The 18,464-nt window shown below is 70.2% G+C and carries 19 protein-coding genes; 12 read left to right on the forward strand and 7 right to left on the reverse strand.

The features are described from left to right. Positions 1-327 precede the first annotated feature (327 nt). The 4 genes from LOKHON_RS00155 (at position 328) to LOKHON_RS00170 (ending at position 3,599) form a co-directional block, all read left to right on the forward strand. Positions 328-1,167 carry a squalene/phytoene synthase family protein gene (locus LOKHON_RS00155; RefSeq protein ID WP_060490104.1) on the forward strand — a complete coding sequence of 280 codons (840 nt, stop codon included), beginning with the start codon at positions 328-330 and terminating at the stop codon, positions 1,165-1,167. Further along, positions 1,164-2,033 (forward strand): squalene/phytoene synthase family protein, encoded by an 870-nt coding sequence (locus tag LOKHON_RS00160; RefSeq protein WP_245631410.1) that lies wholly within the window; start codon positions 1,164-1,166, stop codon positions 2,031-2,033. The genes LOKHON_RS00155 and LOKHON_RS00160 overlap by 4 nt, the downstream gene beginning before the upstream one ends. Further along, a complete protein-coding gene (locus LOKHON_RS00165; protein WP_017929885.1) occupies positions 2,030-3,274 on the forward strand; it encodes a hydroxysqualene dehydroxylase in 1,245 nt (414 codons plus the stop codon). Before LOKHON_RS00160 ends, LOKHON_RS00165 begins: the two co-directional genes overlap by 4 nt. A 115-nt stretch (positions 3,275-3,389) precedes the next feature. Continuing rightward, the gene (locus LOKHON_RS00170) at positions 3,390-3,599 is read left to right on the forward strand and encodes a hypothetical protein (protein WP_017929886.1); all 210 of its coding nucleotides are present in this window, start codon (positions 3,390-3,392) and stop codon (positions 3,597-3,599) included. 35 nt (positions 3,600-3,634) lie between these two features. Here LOKHON_RS00170 and LOKHON_RS00175 read toward each other — a convergent pair whose 3' ends face one another. Beyond that, positions 3,635-4,417, reverse strand: coding sequence for a DeoR/GlpR family DNA-binding transcription regulator (locus LOKHON_RS00175; RefSeq protein ID WP_017929887.1), 783 nt, complete (start codon positions 4,415-4,417; stop codon positions 3,635-3,637). 193 nt (positions 4,418-4,610) lie between these two features. Here LOKHON_RS00175 and phnD point away from each other — a divergent pair, with 193 nt between their 5' ends. The 5 genes from phnD to LOKHON_RS00200 are packed head-to-tail and all read left to right on the forward strand — an operon-like array spanning position 4,611 to position 8,964. Further along, complete coding sequence (gene phnD / locus LOKHON_RS00180) at positions 4,611-5,561, forward strand: phosphate/phosphite/phosphonate ABC transporter substrate-binding protein (RefSeq protein ID WP_110549309.1); 951 nt, start codon at positions 4,611-4,613, stop codon at positions 5,559-5,561. 52 nt (positions 5,562-5,613) lie between these two features. Further along, on the forward strand, positions 5,614-6,390 hold the full coding sequence (phnC, locus tag LOKHON_RS00185; protein ID WP_017929889.1) for a phosphonate ABC transporter ATP-binding protein: 777 nt from the start codon (positions 5,614-5,616) through the stop codon (positions 6,388-6,390). Further along, on the forward strand, positions 6,387-7,256 hold the full coding sequence (gene phnE / locus LOKHON_RS00190) for a phosphonate ABC transporter, permease protein PhnE (RefSeq protein WP_017929890.1): 870 nt from the start codon (positions 6,387-6,389) through the stop codon (positions 7,254-7,256). The genes phnC and phnE (LOKHON_RS00190) overlap by 4 nt, the downstream gene beginning before the upstream one ends. Further along, a complete protein-coding gene (gene phnE / locus LOKHON_RS00195; protein ID WP_017929891.1) occupies positions 7,253-8,056 on the forward strand; it encodes a phosphonate ABC transporter, permease protein PhnE in 804 nt (267 codons plus the stop codon). Before phnE (LOKHON_RS00190) ends, phnE (LOKHON_RS00195) begins: the two co-directional genes overlap by 4 nt. Next, a complete protein-coding gene (locus LOKHON_RS00200; RefSeq protein WP_017929892.1) occupies positions 8,053-8,964 on the forward strand; it encodes an HAD-IIA family hydrolase in 912 nt (303 codons plus the stop codon). Before phnE (LOKHON_RS00195) ends, LOKHON_RS00200 begins: the two co-directional genes overlap by 4 nt. 57 nt (positions 8,965-9,021) lie before the next feature. On the opposite strand, the gene LOKHON_RS00205 is transcribed toward LOKHON_RS00200, so the two are convergent. Beyond that, positions 9,022-10,266 carry a glycerophosphodiester phosphodiesterase family protein gene (locus LOKHON_RS00205; RefSeq protein ID WP_017929893.1) on the reverse strand — a complete coding sequence of 415 codons (1,245 nt, stop codon included), beginning with the start codon at positions 10,264-10,266 and terminating at the stop codon, positions 9,022-9,024. Positions 10,267-10,583: 317 nt separating this feature from the next. Here LOKHON_RS00205 and LOKHON_RS00210 point away from each other — a divergent pair, with 317 nt between their 5' ends. Continuing rightward, the gene (locus LOKHON_RS00210; RefSeq protein ID WP_017929894.1) at positions 10,584-10,790 is read left to right on the forward strand and encodes a cold-shock protein; all 207 of its coding nucleotides are present in this window, start codon (positions 10,584-10,586) and stop codon (positions 10,788-10,790) included. A gap of 143 nt (positions 10,791-10,933) precedes the next feature. Here LOKHON_RS00210 and LOKHON_RS00215 read toward each other — a convergent pair whose 3' ends face one another. Both LOKHON_RS00215 and LOKHON_RS00220 read right to left on the reverse strand, forming a co-directional pair. Then, on the reverse strand, positions 10,934-12,019 hold the full coding sequence (locus LOKHON_RS00215) for a ParB/RepB/Spo0J family partition protein (RefSeq protein WP_017929895.1): 1,086 nt from the start codon (positions 12,017-12,019) through the stop codon (positions 10,934-10,936). Beyond that, on the reverse strand, positions 11,997-13,400 hold the full coding sequence (locus LOKHON_RS00220; RefSeq protein WP_017929896.1) for an AAA family ATPase: 1,404 nt from the start codon (positions 13,398-13,400) through the stop codon (positions 11,997-11,999). The genes LOKHON_RS00215 and LOKHON_RS00220 overlap by 23 nt, the downstream gene beginning before the upstream one ends. A 608-nt stretch (positions 13,401-14,008) precedes the next feature. On the opposite strand from LOKHON_RS00220, the gene LOKHON_RS00225 reads away from it, so the two are divergent. After that, the gene (locus LOKHON_RS00225; RefSeq protein ID WP_017929897.1) at positions 14,009-15,361 is read left to right on the forward strand and encodes a replication initiation protein; all 1,353 of its coding nucleotides are present in this window, start codon (positions 14,009-14,011) and stop codon (positions 15,359-15,361) included. A 160-nt stretch (positions 15,362-15,521) separates the two neighbouring features. Next, complete coding sequence (locus tag LOKHON_RS00230; protein WP_017929898.1) at positions 15,522-16,457, forward strand: 2-hydroxyacid dehydrogenase; 936 nt, start codon at positions 15,522-15,524, stop codon at positions 16,455-16,457. A gap of 10 nt (positions 16,458-16,467) precedes the next feature. Here LOKHON_RS00230 and LOKHON_RS00235 read toward each other — a convergent pair whose 3' ends face one another. From LOKHON_RS00235 to LOKHON_RS00245, 3 genes are read right to left on the reverse strand one after another with little or no spacing between them, the layout of a single operon-like run. Continuing rightward, on the reverse strand, positions 16,468-17,307 hold the full coding sequence (locus LOKHON_RS00235) for a fumarylacetoacetate hydrolase family protein (RefSeq protein WP_017929899.1): 840 nt from the start codon (positions 17,305-17,307) through the stop codon (positions 16,468-16,470). A 27-nt stretch (positions 17,308-17,334) separates the two neighbouring features. Then, positions 17,335-17,655 carry an AzlD domain-containing protein gene (locus tag LOKHON_RS00240; RefSeq protein WP_017929900.1) on the reverse strand — a complete coding sequence of 107 codons (321 nt, stop codon included), beginning with the start codon at positions 17,653-17,655 and terminating at the stop codon, positions 17,335-17,337. Continuing rightward, on the reverse strand, positions 17,652-18,368 hold the full coding sequence (locus LOKHON_RS00245) for an AzlC family ABC transporter permease (RefSeq protein ID WP_017929901.1): 717 nt from the start codon (positions 18,366-18,368) through the stop codon (positions 17,652-17,654). The genes LOKHON_RS00240 and LOKHON_RS00245 overlap by 4 nt, the downstream gene beginning before the upstream one ends. Positions 18,369-18,464: the final 96 nt, after the last annotated feature.

Genomic DNA, 18,464 nt, shown 5'->3' on the forward strand with positions numbered 1-18,464 from the left:
CCTGTCGCGCCGAAGGCGCGCGAAAAGACTGTGCCGAAGGCGCGCAAGAAGACTGTGCCGAAGGCGCGCGAAAAGACCGCGCCAAAGGCGCGCAAAGGAGCTGTGCCGGAGGCGTGCCGAAAACCGCCGCGTGACCCGCTGCCGGAAGGGAAAGGATTGCCACTGGGGCGGGTATATCTACCATTGCAAACGTTCTTTCGATATCCGCCCGTCGAGAGGGCGAGCAACGATCTAGTGCGCGGAGGGGCGCAAACCATGGAAAAAAACGCGCAACCCGCGCCGCGTCAAAGCGCCGCGCCCCGGACCGCCCCCGCGCGTGCCCGCGGCATGGAGACCGAGAATTTCCCGGTCGGATCGCGGCTTTTGCCCGCCCGGCTGCGCCCGCCGGTCCATGCCTTCTACGCGGTGGTGCGCGCCGCCGACGACATCGCCGACGCCACCGATCTCGACCCCGCGGACAAGCACGCAAGGCTCGATCTCATCGAGGCGGGGCTGCGCGGCAGGACGCCGGGCGATCCGCGCGGCCACGCGCTGCACGCGGCATTGGTGGCCGCCGGGCAGACGGGGCTGGAGCGGCACGCCATCGACATGCTCGCCGCCTTCCGCGCCGATATCGACGCGCGCCCCTGCGCCGACTGGGACGGGCTGCGCGCCTATTGCCGGTCCTCGGCCGACCCGGTCGGGCGCTACCTGCTCGACCTGCATGGCGAGGCCGAGGCCGACCGCGAGGCCGCCGACGCGCTGTGCACGGCGCTGCAACTGCTCAACCACGGCCAGGATCTGGGCGAGGACTGGCGCGACCTGGGCCGGATCTACCTGCCCGCCGACTGGCTGGCCGAAGCCGGGGCGGCGCCCGATGACCTCGGCGCTGCGGCGCTGACGCCGGGGCTGCGCGCCGCGCTCGACCGGATGCTCGATTGCTGCGAGACGCTTCTGGCGCGCGCGGGCGCGCTGCCCGGCACGGTGCGTTCGCGCCGGTTGCGGGCGGAAATCACGGTGATCCGCGCGCTGGCGCTGCGGCTTCTGGCGCGGCTGCGCCGGTCCGATCCACTGGCCACGCGGGTGGCGCCGGCGCGCGGCGACTGGCTGCGCGCGGGGCTGCGCGGCGGCGTCGTGCTGGTCGCGCCACGCCGCGCCCGCCGCACGGCTCCGGGCCGCGCGGCATGACCGCCACCGGCCCCATGCGCGCGACCGGCGACACGATGCAGCTGCGCGTCCCCGAGATCGTCTCCGGCTCGGGCAGCAGCTTCAAGGCCGGGATGCGGCTTTTGCCCGCGCCGCGCCGCCGCGCCATTCTCGCCATCTATGCCTTTTGCCGCCTCGTCGACGACATGGTCGACGGCCCCGCGCCGCTGGCCGAGAAACGCGCCTATCTCGACGCGTGGGCGACCGAGCTGGCCCGCGTGCGCGCGGGCTGCCCCGACACCCCGGTGGGCCGCGAAATCGCGCGGGCGTCCCGCGCCTACGGCCTGCCGCACGAGGAGTTCGAGCTGGTGCTCGACGGGATGCGGATGGATCTCGACGGGGTGATCGCCCCCGACGAGGCCCGGCTCGACGCCTATATCCGCCGCGTCGCGGGGGCGGTCGGCATCCTGTCGATGCATGTCTTCGGCGCGTGGCGCGGCGAGGCCTCGCGCCGCTTCGCGTTGTCGCTGGCCGAGGCGCTGCAGCTCACCAACATCCTGCGCGACGTGGAGGAGGACGCCGATCTCGGGCGGCTTTACCTCCCCGCCGGGCTGCTGGCCGAAACCGGCATCCCCGCGCACCCCGCCGCCGTGCCCGGCGCGCCCGGCCTGCCGCAAGCCCGCCGCCGTCTCGCCGCCCGCGCCCGCGCGGCCTTTGCCGATGCGGCGCGCGAGATCGGCGCGCATTCGCGGCTGCGGATCGCCCCGGCGCTCTTGATGATGGGCCCCTATGAGCGGCTGCTGCGCGAGATCGAGGCCAATCCTTCGCGCCCGCCGCGCCCGCGCCCGCGCTGGCGCAAGCTGCTCGACGGGCTCGCCTGCCTCGCCGGTGGCGGTGCCGCGCGGTGAGCCGGGTCCATGTCGTCGGCGCCGGGCTGGCCGGGCTGGCCGCCGCGCTGGCGCTGTCGGAGGATCCCGCCCGCGAGGTCGTGCTGCACGAGGCCACGGCCCGCGCCGGGGGCCGCTGCTGGAGCTTTCACGACGCCGCACTCGACCGGCTGATCGACAATGGCAACCATCTCGTGCTGTCGGGCAACGAGACGGTGTTCGACCATTGCCGCCGCATCGGCGCGGCGGATCTTCTCGACATCGCCCCGCGCGCCGAGCTGCCCTTCACCGATCTGTCCACCGGCGCGCATTGGGCGCTGCGCCTGCCGCTTAGCCTGCGCGACCTGCTGACCGGCGGGCTGCGCCTGCCCCCCGGCACGGCCCTGTCCCTCGGCCCCGACACCGCCCGGCTGATGCGCGCGCGCCCCGGCGCGACGGTGGCGCAGGCGATCCCCGGCCGCGGCCCGGCCTGGACCCGGATCTGGGAGCCGCTCTCCCTCGCCGTGCTCAATGCGCCCCCCGACCGCGCCGCCGCCGCGCCGCTGGCCGAGGTGCTGCGCCGCACTGTTTTGCGCGGCGGCGCCGCCTGCCGCCCCGTGACCATGCCGCGCGGTCTCGGCCCGACCCTGATCGACCCCGCGCTCGCCACCCTGGCGCGGCGCGGCATCCGCCCGCATTACCGCCACCCGCTCACCGGGCTGACGGCCCAAGCGGGCCGGGCCGAAACCCTGCGCTTCGGCAATGACGAGATCGCCCTCGCCCCCGGCGACGCGGCGGTGCTGGCGCTGCCGCCCGAGGCGCTCTCCCGCCTTCTCGACCTGCCCGCCCCCGGTCCCGGCCAATCCATCCTCAACGCGCATTTCCGCGTCGATCCGGCGCTGGCCGCCAGCCTGCCGCCGCTCACCGGTCTGATCTCCAGCCTGTCGCATTGGCTGTTTCGCCGCGATGACGTGCTCTCCGTCACCGTCTCGGCGGCCGACAGCCTCACCGGCCCGGCGCCCGACCGCGCCGCGCTCACCGCCCGGATCTGGGCCGAGATCGCCCGCGCCACCGGCGCCGATGCCCCCCCGATCGCCGCGCGCCTCATCCGCGCCCGCGCCGCCACCGCCGATGCCAGCCCCGAAGGCCGCGCCACGCGGCCCGATCCGCACCCCTATCCCAATCTCGCGCTGGCCGGCGACTGGCTCGCCGGGCCGCTGCCCGAGACGATCGAGGGCGCGCTGATCTCGGGCCGCGCCGCCGCGCGCGCGCTCACCGGCTGATCGCGTGCCTTGCACTCAGTGCAACCCGGCCAGACCGAGGCGTCTGTTGTCCGCCCCGGCGCCGCGCGCCATATCCCCGTCAAGACAAACGGATACCAGACGAGAGGCCAGACCCATGGCACAGACCGCCACCCGCTCCATCGCCGCCACCCTGATCGCCCCCTTCGCCGCCATCGGCCGCGGCCTCGTGGCGCTGGCCGAGACCGGGCCGCGCATGCAGCAGGTCCGCCGTCTCAACGAGATGAGCGACGAGGATCTCGAAGCACTCGGCACCACCCGCGCCGAAATGGTGCGCAAGATCTTCGGCGGCGCCATCTACCTCTGAACCGCCCCCGCCGCGTCCCCCACGGGGCGCGGCGCTCAGCCCCGCGCCACCCGCAGCGCCACGCCCTGCGCGGCAAGGCTGCGCGCAAGCCCCGCCTCGGGCGCGCGGTCGGTCACCACCAGGTCGATCTTCGACAGCGGCGCCACCTGCGCGAAATCGCGCCGCCCCTGCTTGGTCGAATCGATCAGCACGACGCGCCGCGCCGCCGCCGCCAGCATCGCCCGCTTGACCGCGTCGAAGCCCTGCACCGCCTCGCTCACCGACGCTTCGTCGATCGCCGAGGCCCCCAAGTAGCACGCATCCACCCGGTAGCGGCCAAGCGCCTCCACCGCTTCGGCGCCCACCAGCGCCCCCTCCCCCGCCAGAAGCCGCCCGCCGCAGAGCATCACCTGCCCCCCCGGCACGCCGCCCAGAAGCTGCGCCACCTGCAGGCAATTGGTGATCACCGTCACCGGCGTCGCGGCGATGGCGAGGTACCGCGCGAATTCGATCGTGGTCGCGCCCGCATCGATCATCAGCGTCTCTCCCGGCGTCACCAGCGCCGCCGCCGCCCGGCCGATCCGGGCCCGCTCCTCGACCCGCGTGCCCTGCCGCGCCTCCAGCCCGTGCCTTGTGTCGGGAAACGGCGCCGTCGCGCCGCCATAGGCCCGGCGGATCTGCCCGCGCCCGTCCAGCGCGCCGAGATCGCGGCGGATCGTCTCGGGCGTGACCGAGAACCGCGCCGCCAGATCCGCGATCCGCACATGCGGCCTGAGCTTCAGCTCCATCAGGATCTGCGCCTGCCGCTCCGCCTTGGCGGGCCGCGCCTCGCTGGCCATCCACTCCCCCTCCAGATGTCCGACATGACACATTTTCGCGCAAGAAAATGTTGCACTGTCAAACCCAAAGTGCTGTGATCTGTCCCGACTGGCTCTGCCTTTGGAGGAAGGCTGCGCCGGATGATCCCTGGGAGGAGGACCACTCGACATGCTCAATCACCCCAAGATTCTGGGCGCGGCAACGCTCGCCGCGATGACGCTCGCGGCCCATGCGGCCCATGCGGCCCATGCGCAGGACGACTGCCCCGAGCGCGGCGCGCTCGATGCGATGTATTGCGACGCCGATGGCGATCTCGTGGCCGACGCGCCCGCCGACGAGGCCGCGCTGCGCGACCCCGACACGCTCGTCTTCGCCTATACGCCCGTCGAAGACCCCGCGATCTACGAGGACATCTGGGAGCCCTTCATCACCCATCTCGAGGACGTCACCGGCAAGGACGTGCAGTTCTTCGCGGTGCAGTCCAACTCCGCCGAGGTGGAGGCGATGCGCTCCGGTCGCCTGCACATCGCGGGCTTCTCGACCGGGCCGACGCCCTATGCGGTGAACCTCGCGGGCGCCGTGCCCTTCGCGATCATGGGGTCGGATGACGGGCAGTTCGGCTACAAGCTGCAGCTCTACACGCAGGCCGACAGCGACATCCAGGAACCCGCCGACCTCGCGGGCAAGCGGATCGCGCATACCTCGCCGACCTCGAACTCGGGCAACCTCGCGCCGCGCGCGCTCTTCCCCGATCTCGGCGTGGTGCCGGACGAGGATTACGAGGTCACCTATTCGGGCAGCCACGACCAGTCGATGCTCGGCGTGGTGGCGGGCGATTACGACGCCGCCCCCGTCGCCTCCGAAGTGGTCGACCGCATGGCCGAGCGCGGTCTCTACGACCCCGAAGAGGTCCGCATCGTCTGGGAAAGCGACCCCTTCCCGACCACATCCTACACCTATGCGCATGACCTTGCGCCCGAGCTGAAGCAGAAGATCGAAGAGGCGTTCTTCAGCTACGACTTCTCGGGCACGGCGCTCGGAGAGGAGTTCACCGGCGTCAGCAAGTTCATCCCCATCACCTATCAGGACCAGTGGGCGGTGATCCGGCAGATCCAGAAGGCCAACGGCGTCGAGTACACCCCCGAAGGTCTCGCCGCCGAGTGACGCGCATGGCCCCGGCCCCCGCATCGGGGCCGGGGTCCACAAGGAGAACGACATGCTGAAGATCAGCGACCTGGTAAAGCGCTATGGCGGCGGTGAGCCGGTCTTGAAGAATCTCGACCTCACCATCGAGGGCGAGAGCGTGGTGTCGATCATCGGCTCCTCCGGCGCGGGCAAATCGACGCTTCTGCGCTGCATCAACCGGTTGGTGGAGCCGACATCGGGCTCGATCACCCTCAACGACACCGAGCTGACCCGCCTGCGGGGCGCCGAGCTGCGCCGGGCGCGGCGCAAGATCGGCATGGTGTTTCAGGGCTTCAACCTCGTCGACCGGCTGACCGTGATGGAGAACGTGCAATCCGGTCGGCTGGGCTACATCTCGACATGGGCCGCGCTGACCCGCCGCTATCCCAAGGACGACATCCGCCGCGCCTACGAGCTGATGGAGCGGGTCGGCATCGCGCATTACGCCGACAAGCGCGCCGATGAGCTGTCGGGCGGCGAACGCCAGCGCGTCGGCGTGGTCCGGGCGCTGATGCAGAAGCCCGAGATTCTTCTGGCCGACGAGCCGACCGCCTCGCTCGACCCCAAGACCTCCGAACAGATCATGGGCCTTCTGCGCGACCTCTCGCGCGAGCTGAAGCTGCCGGTGCTGATCAACATCCACAACGTGCACGAGGCGCGCGAATATACCGACCGCATCGTCGGCATGCGCTATGGCCGGATCATCTTCGACGATCTGCCGCAGGCGCTCGATCAGGAGGCGATGGACCGGATCTATTCGGGCAGCCCCGCCGCCGACCGCGCCGGCGGGCTGAAGGAGGCGTCATGAGCCCCGCCCGGATCGACGGCCCAACCTCCGGCCCGGACGTGCCCGCGGGCGCCGCCGGCGGCGCCACCTCGGGCGCCACGGCCCCGCGCGACCACTGGCGCAAGCCGAGCTTCATCGCCAACCCGGTCGCCCGCTGGCTCGTCTATGGCGGCGCGATCCTCTATGTCGTCTGGACCTTGGGCACGTTGCCGATCGACTGGCCCCGCGTCGCCGAAGGCGTGGAGCGCGCGGGCCGCATCTTCGGCGGGGCCTTCCCGCCGAGCTTCGAACGCTCGGGCCTTCTGATCGACGGCTTTCTCGAAAGCCTCAAGATCGCGATCCTCGCCACCTTCGGCGGCGTTCTGCTGTCGATCCCGATCGCCTTCATGGCCGCGCGCAACATCGTGCCCCGCGCCGTGTTCTATCTGGGCCGCGCCATCATCATCGTCGCGCGCAGCTTTCACCCCGTCATCGTCGCGATCATCTTCGTCAAGGCGGTCGGCTTCGGGCCGCTGGCCGGTGTGCTGACGCTCATCGTCTATTCCATCGGCTTCGTCGCCAAGATGCTGGCCGAGCGGATCGAGGAGATCGATTTCGGCCAGGTCGAGGCGATGCGCGCCGCCGGTGCCCCGTATCTGTCGACCCTGATCTACGCCGTGGTGCCGCAGATCATGCCGCGTCAGGTCGGTCTCACCATCTACCAGCTCGACAGCAACCTGCGCGCCTCCGCCGTGGTCGGCATCGTCGGCGCGGGCGGCATCGGCTCGACGCTGGCCAACGCCTTCGGCCGCTATGACTATGATTTCGCGCTGGCCATCACCATGGTCATCGTCGGCGCGATCCTTCTGTCCGAGGCCGTGTCGGGCCAGATCAGGAAACGCCTATGACCCTCTCGGATGCCCGCCGCGACGACTGGACCCGCTTTTCGCTCAAGCAGCGTCTGCAACGCTACGCCGTGCTCGCGTTCACGCTTCTGGCCATCGCATGGGCCGTCTCCTCGATCGAGGTGATCTGGGCCTGGGTCTGGGACGCGCCCGAACAGATGGGCGATCTGTTTGGCCGGATGATCCCGCCCGACCCGACCAACCTCGCCGCGATCCTGCGGGTGCTGTGGGAAACGGTGAATATCGCCACCATCGCCACCGCCTTCGCGGTGATCCTGTCGCTCCCGGTCGCATGGCTCGCCGCGCAGAACACCACGCCGAACCGCGCCACGCTCTGGGTCGGGCGCTTCATCCTCGTCTCCTCGCGCTCGATCAACACCATCATCTGGGCGCTTCTGTTCGTCGCCATCTTCGGCCCCGGCATCGTCGCGGGCATCGTCGCGATCATGTTCCGCTCCATCGGCTTCGTCGGCAAGCTTCTGGGCGAGGCGATCGAGGAGATCGACAAGCGCCCCGTAGAGGCGCTCGAGGCCACGGGCGCGTCGCGTTTCAAGGTGATCGCCTATGCCATCGTGCCGCAGGTCATGCCGACCTTCTGGGCGGTGTCGATCCTGCGCTGGGACATCAATCTGCGCGAATCCACCGTGCTCGGCCTCGTCGGCGCGGGCGGCATCGGCATCATCCTTCAGGGCGCGATCGACACCTTCAACTGGCGCGAAGCGGCCACCGTGCTCCTGGCGATCCTCGGGCTGGTGATCCTGGGCGAGATCGTCTCGGCCTGGCTGCGCCGCCGGATCCTGTGACCGGCCCGGCCCCCGACGGGCACGCGGCCTTCGCCGCCTACCTGGCGATCCGCCACCGCCTGCCCCCCGCCCCGCCGGGGGCGGGCTTTGGCCGCGCCGCCGATCTCGGCGCCATCGCCGCGCCCTTCGACGTGATCCTGTTCGACGCCTACGGCGTGCTCAATGTCGGCGAAACCCCGATCCTCGGCGCCGCCCGCCGCATCGCCGAACTGCGCGAAAGCGGCAAGCGGGTGATGGTGGTGTCGAACTCCGCGGGCTATCCGAAACGCGCCATGATGCGCCGCTTCGAAAGCCTCGGCTTCGACTTCGCCCCCGACGAGGTCGTCACCTCGCGCGAGGCGCTGTTCACCCGTCTCGGCTACGCGCCGCCGCGCCTGTGGGGGGTGATGCTTGGCCCCGGCCATGGGTTGCGCGAATTCGAAGGGATCGACGCGCACATGCTGCTCGACGACGCGGCGGCCTATGACCGCGCGGAGGGCTTCCTGCTGGTCGGCGCGGATGGCTGGACCGACCGGCGCCAGCGGCTTCTGGCGGCGAGCCTGCGCGCGCGGCCCCGCCCGGTTCTGGTCGGCAACCCCGACCTCGTCGCCCCGCGCGAAGGCGGGCTGACGCTGGAGCCCGGCCATTTCGCCCATGCGCTGGCCGATGACGGGCTGTGCCGCCCCGAATTCTGCGGCAAGCCGTTCCGCACGATCTTCGATCTCGCGCTGGCGCGGCTCGACCCCGCGCCCGACCCGGCCCGCGTGCTGATGGTCGGCGACACGCTGCACACCGACATCCTCGGCGCGCGCGCCATGGGCTTTGCCACGGCGCTGGTGACCGACCACGGCCCGCTGGCGGGCGCGGATGTCGTCGCGGCGATCGACGCCGCCGGGATCATGCCCGATTTCGTGATCCCGCATATCTGAAGCGGGGGGCCGCGCACGGCCCCCCCTGCCCCTCTCGGAGCCCGTCTCAGGCCCCTCTCAGAGCCCCATGCAGTTGGCGTAATAGGTCACCGTGGCGGGCCAGTCCGAAAAGATCCCCTCGACGCCCACATCCTGCGCCAGCGCGTCGACCATGGCATAGGTGTCGCCGTCATCGTCGATGACATCGCTCACCGACTGGAAATACCAGCCACCGCCCGCGGCCAGCGGGCCCGAACGCTCCAGCGACCACGCGATGATCTTCAGCCCGGCCGCCTTGGCCTCCTCGGCATAGGGCGACGCCACGATCTCGCCCGCCTCGTCCGTGGTCACCAGCATCCACATCGGCGGCGCGATGTAGTTCACGCCCATCTCGGCCAGCTCGGCCATCGTCGGCTTGAAGCTCGACGGGTCCATCGGGTCGATCAGCCCCTCGTCGTCATCCTCGGCCTCGTAGCGATCGTCGAGATAGACCGCCTGCGCGCCGAACTCCGGCTCGTTCTCGATCCAGTACTTGATGTCGTCGAGATTGAAGCTCTGCGCCCAGACGCGGGACGGGTCGATCCCCGCCGCCTTGTACTCGTCGATCAGCTTTTGCGCATAGTCTTCCTGGCTGAATCCGTCATGCGGCATCTCGACCGAGGCCGCCTTCAGCTCGGGCGTGAAATCCGCGCCGAGGCTGTCGATCAGGGCGATCGACTCGGCATGGGTCATCAGCTGCGTGCCGTCGACATAAAGATCGGTGCGCCACGCCGCGGTGCCGCCCTGGAACTCCTCCGCCGTCGTCGCCGTCTTGTCGGCGGCATCCATCTTCGGGTTCAGCTCGCGGAACTCGGCCAGCGTGATGTCCGAGGTCCGGCATTCGGCGGCGGCCTCCGTGCCCTCGCCCGCCGGGGTGAAGGGGCTGGTGCATTTCGCGCCGAGATCCGAGACGACGATATCGGTCGTCGTGGCAAGATCGTTCTGCGCGTGGCGGCAGACCAGCTCGTGATCGGCGGTGAAGGTCACGTCGCATTCGACGATGCCCGCGCCCTGCCGCGCGCCCGCGACATAGGATTGCCTGGTGTGCTCGGGGATCATCATCGGCGCGCCGCGATGCGCGATCGAAAACGCCGTGCGCTCGGGCGACTGGCCCTGGCAGGACATCAGCTTGTCCTTGAGCGGGCCGTCCTGCATCGCCTCGATCAGGAAAAAGGGTCTTTCGCCATAGCTCAGCGCGCCGCCCGCGCCCTCGGCCATGTGGCTTTCGGCCAGCGCCATGCCCGGCAGCGCCGTGGCCAGCGCCAGCAGTCCCAGTCGTGTCATGTGTCGTCCTCCCTTGGTGTCAGGACCGGTCTCGATGCCGGTCTTCTGCCCGCCCAGACTAAGCGCACCGCGACGTTTCGATAAAGCTTTTGTAAAACCTCAGATTGCGTCTTTTCCCGCCCGCCCGACCGCGCGCCCGCCCGGCGCGCCGGGGCCGCCACGCTTGATTTATCGCGGACAGCCGCCATATTCGGGGCGGCTGACGTTATCTTTTTCGACCCTTCTGTCTCCGCTTGGACGGCTCAGTTGATCGATCCAGACTGCAACGCCGCACCGCCCGCATGTCGCGGGCGGCCCACCATACAGGAGACACGGACATGGCCACTGGCACCGTGAAATGGTTCAACACCACCAAGGGCTTCGGCTTCATCGCGCCCGACACCGGCGGCAAGGACGTCTTCGTCCACATTTCCGCCGTCGAGCGCTCGGGGCTGAACGGCCTCGCCGACGATCAGAAGGTGTCCTTCGACATTGAATCCGGCCGCGACGGCCGCGAATCGGCGGTGAACCTGGCGCTCGCCTGAACGCCTGACATCACCGACCGGACAAGCGGGGCCCTCGGGCCCCGCTTTTTCGTTGCGGCGGAAGCAAACGTCAGTTTCGCTTCCGCCGCCCGCTTTATTCATTCAATTGCAAAGCTTTACGACGAAAACCGAAGGTGATGCCTTCACTCCGCCCGCGCGTCGATCAGCCGTTCCAGCAGCCGTTCGGCCAGCGCCCTTCGCCCCGCCTCGTCAAGATCGCCCTGCCCGTCCAGCGTCAGCACGATCCGCGCGCCATCGCCGCGCACCGTGGCGCGCGCCCCGTCCGGCAGCACCGTCTCGGCCAGCGGCGGCGGCGCGGCCCGGCGTGGCCGCCCGCCCCGCGCCGCGTCGCGCGGCGCCTTTTCCAGCGGCCCGAGCACCGCGTCTAGCAGCGCCCATTCGGCCGCGGCATCCTCCGCCTCGCCCCGCTCCAGCGCAGTGCGCAGTTTCGCGGCGAAACCGGCCTTGAGCGCCGCGGCGAGCCGCAGCCCCGCCGCCTCGGACAGCTCGCGCCCATGCGACAGCACGTCGCCCAGCTCGTAATGCACCAGCGCGAAGGAGCGGATCTTGGAGCGCTTGGCCTTGGAGGCGGCGGCAAAGATCGTATCGACCGCCGCCTCCATCGACGCGAACGCCCCCAGATGCGCCGCGACGGCGGCGATGCGGCCACGTTCATAGGGCGTCAGCTGCGCCCGGATCTCGTTTTCCTCGACCATCGCGGCATAGGCATCGCCCGCCTCGACCGCCGGGCGGATGATCGCCCGCGCGGTGGGCGGCGTGCCCTCTTCCGCGCCGATCCGCGCCAGCGCCCGCACCCGCCGCCAGCCGGAGACGAGCCCGTAGCGCCCCTCTCCGAGATCGACCACCTCGATCGGCAGGCGCTGGCCATTGGCGCGGATCGAGGCGATCAGCTCCTCCATCGCCTCGGCGTCGGTTTCGACCCTGTCGCGGGTCAGGTGGTTCACCGCGATCCGGTCGAGCGGCAGGGTGACGATCACCCGCCCCTCGGCCTGTGCGTCGCGCCACGCCGCCGCCTCGGAAGTGGTGCGGGCCTCCTGCGCGCGATCGGTCGCGGGACGGGCATCGCGGCCGGTCGCCGCCTCCGAGGCGACCTGCGCGATCGGCGCGGCGAAACCACCCGGGCCGGGGCCGGGTTTCGCGGCGAAACCGGCCTCGATCTCGGCCAGCGCCCGCGGATCGGGGGCCTCAAGCGTCCTGCGTCTGGCCATGCGTTTCCTCCTGTTCCTCGATCATGTCGCGGTACCAGCTGCCCAAGAGCAGCTCCTTGAACTCGGCATAGGTGCGGTCGAAGGCCTCGCGGCCGCGCAGGTAGGTCTCGCGGTTGAAGTCGCGGTAATCGGCCTCGTAGATGCCGTTGATCTGTTCACCGGCCTGTCCGACGAGGGCGGTGAATTCCTGCCGGTAGGCGGTCATGAAATCACCGAAATAGGCCTGGATCACGTTGGCCAGATCGGTCTGCTGGCCCGCGTCGTAGCGGGTGATGATGGCGCGCACCACGTCCCATTCGAACCGCATCTCGGGCAATCCCGCCCGCCTGCGCTGCGCGTTCTCGCCTTCCTCGATCGAGGCGAAGGTCGAATAGAGCATGTCGAAGAACCGGCCCGTCGAGTCGAATTCAAGGAAGGACGCGCCAAGCGGCACCAGCAGGATGTCGGCGGCGGAGAGCGAGTTGATGGTCAGATAGCCAAGCGCGGGGGGCGTGTCGAGAAACACGATGTCGTAGTCGTCGAGCACGCCTTCCTCGTTCAGCGCGTTGTTGAGCGCATCCCACAGCGACCAGGATTTCAGGTTCATGCGCCAGACCGGGATCTGGAATTCCGACCAGTAGAGATTCAGCTGCGCGCCGATCAGGTCGATATTGGGCCAATGCGTCGACTGGATCAGGTTTCGCGGCGAAACCTCCAGCGCCTCTGTCAGGGTCTCGTCGAGGGGCAGGGCCGGTTCGCCGCGCGCCTCGCGCACGAGGTTCTCCTGCTGCACCGCGCGGGCATAGTCGCGGGCCAGGAGCGGGAAGACGGTCTGCCATTCATCCGCGACCTTGCCGCCCAGAAGCGAGGTCATCGAGGCCTGGCTGTCGAGGTCGATCACCAGCACCTTGTAGCCGTCGAGCGCGGCGGCCATGGCGAGGTGCACGCAGGTCGTGGTCTTGCCCGAGCCGCCCTTGAAATTGGCGACGGCGGTGATCTTGGCCGGTTGCCCCTCGGGGCGCCAGGGGCGGTATTCCTTGTTGGCGGCGCCTTCCTGCGCGAAATGCCTGCGCAGCTTCAGCACGTCGTCGAGGCTGAACCATTTCGCCCCGGCTTCGCCGTCGCCCTGGGGCAGGTCGGGGTTGGCCTTGAGCACCCGGCGCAGATGCGCGGCGGCGACCGGGATCAGGTAGCGGGTGATTTCCCAGATCGAAAACCGGCGCAGCGATTTCGTGCCGTCGGGGGCATAGCCGCGCCGGGCCATGTCGTCGCGGCCCCGGGCGCAGAAGGTGGCGGCCTTGGCGAATCGCGTGGTGTCGACGCGGGGGCCAAGCCGCGCCGCGGCGCGGGCCGGGTCGATGTTGTGAAAGGGCGGTGAGGTCGTTTCCGCGCGCTTGGTCATGCGAAGCCTTCTGTCATGTGCGTCGTTCGAACTGGTATCGATCGAACCCTCGCACATCATCCGCGACAGCGGAATACTCCATGTCGCGGCCCGGAACACCGAGAAGGCGGTGGGTTTCGCCGCGAAACCTGAACCATGAATCTTTCAGAATTCCAAACGCCACAACCGCGGCCCTGTTTGTTTTATTTGGAATCTTTAGAGTCTTTGGCTCTGAAAAATATATGTATCTCAATGGTATATGGGGCATTGGGTACCCGTTTCCGGGACGAAAGGTACCACTTTACAGGACCAAAGGTACCCGTTTTCAGGACAAGGGGTACCCGGATTCAGGGGCCGCGAAACCGCGTCTCCCCAGCCCGGAACCGGCCAATTCCCGCGCGCGAAGCGGCCAAAGAGCGGCTCCGGCGGCGCCGATTCGCGCCGCGATGCCCCTGATCGGGGGTGTTGCGCGCCCCGGTTCGGGCTGCGCGCGGTGGGGTCACGCAAAGGTACCCTTTTACGGGATAGGATGGGGAATGGGCGAAGGTACCCAGATCGCGCTTGCGCGCAGGTGCCGCAAACGGCAGGTTCCGGCAGGGAGCGGGAGCGCCAGGACGGGGGGAACGGGCATGGCGGCGGAGCCGAAACGACAGGCGCAAAAGCGCGGGGCAGGGGAGGCGGAGGCCGCCCCGGAGCGGATCGACGCCGCGCGGCTGAGCGGCGCGCTGCGCCGCGGCACCGTCAAGAAGAACGTCGCCGCGATCCATATCGGCGGCAAGCTGACGCTGTTGCAGCGCAAGCTCAGCAACGTGCTCTTGCTCAACGCCTATGACACGCTGCTGAGCCAGAACGTCCACGCGATCGACGCGCGCACCTTGTGTCTGATGATCGGCTACAACTCGAACGACATCGACAGCTTGCGCGACGCGCTGCGCGGGCTGGCCGAGACGGTGGCCGAATGGGACATGCTCGACGAAAAGGGGCGGCAGGAATGGGGGGTCTCGGCGCTTCTGGCGCATGCGCGGCTGCGCGACGGGGTCTGCGATTACGCCTATTCCCCCGCGCTGGCCGAAAAGCTGCATGACCCGCGGGTCTTCGCGCTGATCAATCTCGACATCCAGAGGCGGTTCACCTCGGGGCACGGGCTGGCGCTTTATGAAAACTGCTACCGCTTCGTGCGCACCGGCTCGACCGGCTGGTGGCCGCTCGAGGTGTTCCGGCGGCTGATGGGGGTCGATGACAGCGCCTATTACCGCAGCTTCAAGCATCTCAACGCCAAGGTCATCAAGCCGGCGGTGGAGGAGGTGAACCGGTCGTCGAACATCCTGATCGCGCCGGAGTTCAAGCGCGTGGGCCGCAGCGTGACAGAGCTGCGCTTCGTGATCCGCGAAAACCCGCAGCTGGCGATGCTCGACATCGATGACGGGCAGGCGGTGCGCAGCCAGCCGGTCTATGAGCGGCTGCGCGCCCAGGGCGTGTCGGACCGGCTGGCGCGGCAATGGATCGCCGAGCACGGCGCCGAGGCGGTGGCCGAAAAGCTCGACTGGGTGGCGGGCAAGGAGGGCGTGCGCAGCCCGGTCGGGTATCTGCGCGCGGCGCTCGACGCGGGCTGGGAGGGAGCGCCGGTGCCGCCCGCCGCGCCGAAGCCCGCGCCCGCGCCGAGCCCGGCGGCGCGCGCCGCCGCCGAGGCGCGCGCCGCCAAGGCCGCCGAGGCCGAGGCCGAGACCGATCTGCGCGCCGCCCGCCGCGCCGCCCGCGTCGCCCGGTTCGAAGCGGTGGCCGAGGCGGCAAGGCGCCGCAACCCGACCCAGCGCGACGCCGACCGGCGGTTGATGCTGGGCCAGCTCGACGGCGAGCTGGAGCGCGAGGATTTCCGCCGCCATGGCTGGGAAAGCGCGCTGAACGCGCGCGCCATCTTCGCCTTCTGGGAAGAGATGCAGCCCGACATCTTCGAGGCCCTGCCAAAGCCCGTGCCGGAATAGCGGCGCGGCGCGGCGGCCCCGCGCCCGGCCCCGTGCCTGGCCAGCGCTTGACCTCGGCGGCCATCTCGGCATCGTCGGCGCGATGGCCGGGCGAACGGCATGAACAGCCGCCGCAAAGGCGGTGAGGCGGCCACGCGCCGCGGGACGGGAAGGACACGAGATGACCGGGATACTGGCGATCGGGCAGTACAACGACACGGATCTGGCGGCGCTGCGCGCGATGGGCGCGGTGCAGGTCGCGGATCTCGATGCGCTGCGCGCGATGGGGCAGGGGGCCCGCGCCGGGCTGCGCGCCGTCGCCTACAAGGGGCATGACGGGTTCGGGGCCGCGGAGATGGCGCTTTTGCCGGATCTGGGGCTGATCGCCAATTACGGGGTCGGGGTCGACGCGATCGACCTGGACGCCGCGCGGGCGGCGGGGGTGCGGGTCAGCAACACGCCCGACGTGCTCAATGACGACGTGGCGGATCTGGCGGTGGCGCTGCTGCTGATGCAGCAGCGGCGGCTGATCGCGGGCGACGCGCTGGTGCGCGGCGGCGATTGGGCGGCGGGCGCGGCGCCGGGGCTGTTTCGCAAGGTGTCGGGGCGGCGCGCGGGGATCCTCGGGCTGGGCCGGATCGGGCGCGAGATCGCCGACCGGCTCGCAGCGTTCAAGATGGAGATCCATTACCAGTCGCGCAGCGCCAAGGAGACGCCCGGCTGGACCCGCCACGAGGACGCCGTGTCGCTGGCGGCGGCGGTGGATTACCTGTTTGTCGCGCTGGTCGGCGGCGCAGAGACCGAGAACGCGGTGTCGGCCGAAGCGATCGACGCGCTGGGGCCCGATGGCGTGCTGATCAACATCTCGCGCGGGTCGGTGGTGGACGAGGCGGCGCTTCTCGATGCGCTGGAGACGGGGCGGCTCGGCGGGGCCGGGCTCGACGTGTTTCATGGCGAGCCGGATGTGAACCCGCGTTTCGCCGCGCTGGAGCAGGTGGTGCTGCAGCCGCACCAGGGATCGGCCACGCGCGAGACGCGCGCCGCGATGGGGCAGCTGCAGCGCGACAACATCGCCGCGCATCTCGCCGGGCAAGCGCTGCCCAGCCCGGTGGGCTGAGCGGCGGCGGTCAGCGGCTGGCGATGACCTCCTGGCGTTGCCGGCCGAGGCCTTCGACCTCCAGCTCCATCACGTCGCCGGGGCGCAGAAAGCGCTGCGGCGACATCCCCATGCCGACGCCCGATGGCGTGCCGGTGGCGATCACGTCGCCGGGCATCAGCTTCATGAAGCGCGACATGTAGGAGACGATCTCGGCCACCGGGAAGATCATGTCGGCGGTGCTGTCATCCTGCATCATGTCGCCGTTGAGCCAGAGCGACAGGCGCAGCGCCTGCGGGTCGGGGATCTCGTCGCGGGTGACGAGCCACGGGCCGACCGGGCCGAAGGAGGGGGCGGATTTGCCCTTGATCCACTGGCCGCCGCGCTCGGTCTGGAAGGCGCGTTCGGAGACGTCGTTGATCGTGCAGTAGCCCGCCACGTGGTCGAGCGCGCGGGCCATGGGGATGTCATGCGTCTCGGCGCCGATCACCACGCCGAGCTCGACCTCCCAGTCGGCCTTTTCCGCGCCGCGCGGCAGGATGACCGGGTCGAACGGGCCCGACAGCGCCGAGGCGGCCTTGGAGAACAGGATCGGCTCGGCGGGGGGCTTGGCGCCCGCTTCGGCGGCGTGGCGGGCATAGTTGAGCCCGACGCAGAAGAAGTTCGGCACCCGCGAAAGACAGGCGCCGATCCGCTCGGGCCGGTCGACCAGCGGCAGGGTGGCGGGGTCGATCGCGGCGATCCGGTCCAGGCCGGCCAGGGCCGCGCCCGACAGGTCGGGCAGGTGCTCCGACAGGTCGCGCAGGCCGCCTTCGGCGTCCAGAAGGCCGGTTTTCTCGTGGCCGAGCGGGCCGTATCGCAGCAGTTTCATCCTGTCTCCTCCAAGATCATGGGGCGGTCAGAGCAGCGCCTGACCGGCATAGAGCGCCACCAGCCCCGCGCCGATCGCCCCGAACGGGCCGTAGCGCAGCCCGGCGGCGACCGCGAGCAGCGCCGCGATCACCCGCGGCGCCTCGGTCGCGCCGCCGGTGGCGGCGGGCCACAGCACGGCGGGCACGATCAGCGCCGGGAACACCGCGACGCCGACATATTTGAGATGCAACAACAGCCAGTCGGGCAGCTTGCGCCCGCCCAAGAGCCCGAGAAACGAAAACCGGATCAGGAAGGTGCCGACCCCGAGCCCGATGGTCAGCGCCCAGAACGCGCCCGCGCCGATCATGCCGGGCACGCGGCGCGGCGCGCGGCGCGCCGGGCAAGATGGAGCTCCGACTGCGCCCCCGCGATCATCGCCGCCAACGCCGCCAGCGGCAGGCCGAGATTCCACGGCAGCCCCGCCAGCGCCACCGTCGCCAGCCCCGAGACGAGGGCGGCGACGAGATGCGGCGCGCTGCGCAGCAGCGGCGCCAGCAGCGCGATGAAGCAGACCGGCACCGCGAAATCGAGCGAGAGCGAGGCCGGGATCGCCCGCCCCATCAGCGCGCCCGCAAAGCTGCAGGCGTACCACAGCGGGCAGATCGCGGTGATGCAGCCGAAATAATAGCGCAGCTTCTCGGCGCCGGTCATCTGGGGGCTGTCCTCGTAATGGCGCACCGCGACGGCAAAGCTCTGATCGACCATGAAATAGGCCGCCAGCGCCCGCATCCCGAGCGGCGCGCCGCCCAGATGCGGCACCAGCGCCGCCGAATACATCGCCATGCGCAGGTTCACCGCCAGCGCCGCGAGCAGCGCCACGAAGACCGGCGCGCCGTCCTGAAGCAGCGACAGCGCCGTGAATTGCGACGCCCCGGCGACCACGATCACCGACATCGCCATGACCTGAAGGATGTCGAGCCCGGCATCGCGCGCGACGACGCCGAACAGGGTCGAAAACGGCACCACGATCAGCACGAAGGGCAGGCAATCGCGGAATCCGGCACGAAACGGGGAGGACATGGCGGCTCTTTCGGCAGGCTGGGATGGGCGGCACGCGGCCTTTACGCAGCGGTATACCACCTGCGGATGCAACGGCAAGCACCGCCGCCCGCCGAC

This window comes from Limimaricola hongkongensis DSM 17492, from assembly GCF_000600975.2.
Taxonomy (GTDB): domain Bacteria; phylum Pseudomonadota; class Alphaproteobacteria; order Rhodobacterales; family Rhodobacteraceae; genus Limimaricola; species Limimaricola hongkongensis.

Coding starts and splice junctions, on each gene's coding strand:
- LOKHON_RS00155 (WP_060490104.1), top strand. CDS start 328: ATGGAGACCGAGAATTTCCCGGTCGGATCGCGGCTTTTGCCCGCCCGG.
- LOKHON_RS00160 (WP_245631410.1), top strand. CDS start 1,164: ATGACCGCCACCGGCCCCATGCGCGCGACCGGCGACACGATGCAGCTG.
- LOKHON_RS00170 (WP_017929886.1), top strand. CDS start 3,390: ATGGCACAGACCGCCACCCGCTCCATCGCCGCCACCCTGATCGCCCCC.
- LOKHON_RS00175 (WP_017929887.1), bottom strand. CDS start 4,417: ATGGCCAGCGAGGCGCGGCCCGCCAAGGCGGAGCGGCAGGCGCAGATC.
- phnD (WP_110549309.1), top strand. CDS start 4,611: ATGACGCTCGCGGCCCATGCGGCCCATGCGGCCCATGCGCAGGACGAC.
- phnC (WP_017929889.1), top strand. CDS start 5,614: ATGCTGAAGATCAGCGACCTGGTAAAGCGCTATGGCGGCGGTGAGCCG.
- phnE (WP_017929890.1), top strand. CDS start 6,387: ATGAGCCCCGCCCGGATCGACGGCCCAACCTCCGGCCCGGACGTGCCC.
- phnE (WP_017929891.1), top strand. CDS start 7,253: ATGACCCTCTCGGATGCCCGCCGCGACGACTGGACCCGCTTTTCGCTC.
- LOKHON_RS00205 (WP_017929893.1), bottom strand. CDS start 10,266: ATGACACGACTGGGACTGCTGGCGCTGGCCACGGCGCTGCCGGGCATG.
- LOKHON_RS00210 (WP_017929894.1), top strand. CDS start 10,584: ATGGCCACTGGCACCGTGAAATGGTTCAACACCACCAAGGGCTTCGGC.
- LOKHON_RS00215 (WP_017929895.1), bottom strand. CDS start 12,019: ATGGCCAGACGCAGGACGCTTGAGGCCCCCGATCCGCGGGCGCTGGCC.
- LOKHON_RS00220 (WP_017929896.1), bottom strand. CDS start 13,400: ATGACCAAGCGCGCGGAAACGACCTCACCGCCCTTTCACAACATCGAC.
- LOKHON_RS00225 (WP_017929897.1), top strand. CDS start 14,009: ATGGCGGCGGAGCCGAAACGACAGGCGCAAAAGCGCGGGGCAGGGGAG.
- LOKHON_RS00230 (WP_017929898.1), top strand. CDS start 15,522: ATGACCGGGATACTGGCGATCGGGCAGTACAACGACACGGATCTGGCG.
- LOKHON_RS00235 (WP_017929899.1), bottom strand. CDS start 17,307: ATGAAACTGCTGCGATACGGCCCGCTCGGCCACGAGAAAACCGGCCTT.
- LOKHON_RS00240 (WP_017929900.1), bottom strand. CDS start 17,655: ATGATCGGCGCGGGCGCGTTCTGGGCGCTGACCATCGGGCTCGGGGTC.
- LOKHON_RS00245 (WP_017929901.1), bottom strand. CDS start 18,368: ATGTCCTCCCCGTTTCGTGCCGGATTCCGCGATTGCCTGCCCTTCGTG.